This window comes from Rhodococcus sp. GXMU-t2271 (assembly GCF_041414735.1).
In the GTDB taxonomy this organism is placed as follows: Bacteria; Actinomycetota; Actinomycetes; order Mycobacteriales; family Mycobacteriaceae; genus Rhodococcus; species Rhodococcus indonesiensis.
Genome location: NZ_JAUIZP010000015.1, coordinates 1 through 2,486 on the forward strand (window position 1 = coordinate 1; position 2,486 = coordinate 2,486).

The following is a 2,486-nucleotide window of genomic DNA, read 5'->3' on the forward strand; positions in this document are numbered from 1 at the left end:
GTGGGGACTGCGCAGTCCCCACCCCGGTCGCGTGTCTCCGGTCGGTGTACCGGGTCAGATGTCCTTGGTGATCTCGTAGAAGTCGAACGAGACGCCGGCCTGCGCGAAGTTCTCGAGGTCGGCTGCGCCCTGCTGCCCCTCCGGAGACGCCATGTCCGCGAGCATGGCTTCTTTGCTGTCCCAGTCGCATACCGCGACCAGGAAGTGCGGCGGGGTGCTGCCGTCGGGAGTGGAGCACACGCCCCATTCGTAGTTCCGGATGCCCTGCTGCTTCAGTGCGAGCTTGGAGTGCACGTTGCGGTAGTGGTCGAGGAACTTCTCGGGATCCTCGGGGTGGTTGTACGCGGCGACGAGTCGGTACATGTCGACCTCTTTCGATGGTGGATTCGGAAATTCTCCGCAGGCAGCGGGCCCGCACGCGGGGCGGTGGAGTGCTCCCGCACGCAGGGAGGAGACAGGAAGCCCGCCACATATAATCACTCCCCGTATTTGATTATATCCATTCGCATTGATAGAGTGATACCCGTCACAGACCTTTTCCGCGCCGGCCGACCAGCCGGGCGGATCATGCTCCCGCCGGACCCACCGAATCCGCGAGTCCGGCGGCAACATCGGCACATCCGATCGAATCCCTCAGTCAGAGAGGCCATCCGATGACTGCAACCCCCACCCCCACCGCCGCTGCCGAAGTCGACGCCGTCGTCGTCGGTGCGGGCTTCGCAGGCCTGTACCTGCTGTGGAAGCTGCGCCGCCACGGTTACACCGCCGTCGCCCTCGACAAGGGCAAGGAGGTCGGCGGCACCTGGCACTGGAACCGCTACCCCGGCGCCCGCTGCGACGTGGACAGCCACGACTACTCCTTCGGGTTCGACGAGGAGCTCGAGCAGGAGTGGGAGTGGAGCGAGCGTTACCCGTCGCAGCCCGAACTGCAGGCGTACCTCTCGCACGTCGCCGACCGGTTCGACCTGCGCCGCGACATCCGGCTCGAAACCGCCGTCACCGAAGCCCGTTTCGACGACAGCGAGCAGAAGTGGCACGTGCGTACCGACCGGGGCGACGAGTACGTCGCGCGGTTCTGCCTCATGGCCGTCGGCTGCCTGTCGGTACCCAAGGACGTCGACGTTCCGGGCCTCGACAAGTTCCAGGGACCGATCTACCGCACCAGCGCGTGGCCGGAGGAGGGTGTGGACTTCACCGGCCTGCGGGTCGCCGCGGTCGGTACGGGTTCGTCCGGGGTACAGGCTATCCCGGAGATCGCGAAGCAGGCCGGCAAGCTGACCGTTCTTCAGCGCACCGCCAACTTCGTCATCCCCGCCCGCAACCACAAGCTCGACCCGGAGTTCGTCACGAACATCAAGGCGAACTACCGCGAGCGGCGCCATGCCTGCCGGACCGCCGCCGCCGGCTGCATCCGCGACGACAACCCCAAGGCCGCGTACGACGTCAGCGACGACGAGCGCTGGGCCGAGTACGAGAAGCGCTGGCAGGGCGGCGGCATCGCCTTCCTCGGCGCGTTCGCGGACCTGATGGTCGATCAGCGGGCGAACGATTCGGTGTGCGACTTCATCCGGGCCAAGATCGACGAGATCGTCGACGATCCGGACGTCGCGGACAGCCTCAAGCCGTTCGGGTACCCGATGGGCGCGAAGCGGCCCGTCATCGGCACCGACTGGTACGAGACGTTCAACCGCTACAACGTCGAACTGGTCGACCTGCGGAAGAAGCCCCTCGACAGCTTCACCGAGCACGGCATGCATCTCGCCGACGGCACCGAGTACGAGTTCGACGCCGTCGTGCTCGCCACCGGGTTCGACGCCTTCACCGGTGCGTTCACCCAGATCGACATCCGCGGCCGCGGTGGTCTGCCGCTGCGGGAGGCATGGCAGGAGGGCCCGAAGACACACCTCGGCCTGGGCACCGCGGGCTTCCCCAACATGTTCATCATCGCCAACGTCGGAAGCCCGTCGGTGCTGTCGAACATGGTGACCGCCATCGAGCAGCACGTCGAGTGGACGGTCGAGACCATGGATCACATGCGCGAGCACGGACTGACCACGATCGAGGCCACCGAGGAGGCGCAGAACGCGTGGGTCGAGACGGTCGAGGAGATCGCAAACATGACCCTGTGGCCGCAGGGTGAGTCGGGATCCTGGTACCGCGGTCAGAACATCCCCGGCAAGCCGCAGATCTTCATGCCCTACGCCGGCGGCATCGTGCTGTACGAGCAGACGTGGAACGAGGTCCGGGACGCCGACTTCAAGGGATTCGTCCTGGCCTGACGTCGGGGCCTCGCGCCGGACGATCGCGACCAGCGATCGTCCGGCGCGTTTCGCTGCGTCGTTGGTGTCGCGCGGGTGGATCTCGCGCCGAGCGGGAGGATCTCGCGCCGAAACACGAGAAGCGACGACGGCAACCTCCCGCTCGGCGCAGCAACATCCCGCTCATCGCCGGCGGACATGACGACGGGGGTGGGGGGCGGAGCCCGC

2 protein-coding genes are annotated in these 2,486 nt (G+C 66.7%); one reads left to right on the forward strand and one right to left on the reverse strand.

The window, feature by feature from the left end; translation table 11 throughout:
- Positions 1-54 precede the first annotated feature (54 nt).
- Positions 55-363, reverse strand: a complete 309-nt coding sequence (locus tag QYS60_RS05475; protein WP_003938431.1) for an EthD family reductase — start codon at positions 361-363, stop codon at positions 55-57.
- A gap of 290 nt (positions 364-653) precedes the next feature.
- Here QYS60_RS05475 and QYS60_RS05480 point away from each other — a divergent pair, with 290 nt between their 5' ends.
- Positions 654-2,279 (forward strand): flavin-containing monooxygenase, encoded by a 1,626-nt coding sequence (locus tag QYS60_RS05480; RefSeq protein ID WP_371382615.1) that lies wholly within the window; start codon positions 654-656, stop codon positions 2,277-2,279.
- Positions 2,280-2,486: the final 207 nt, after the last annotated feature.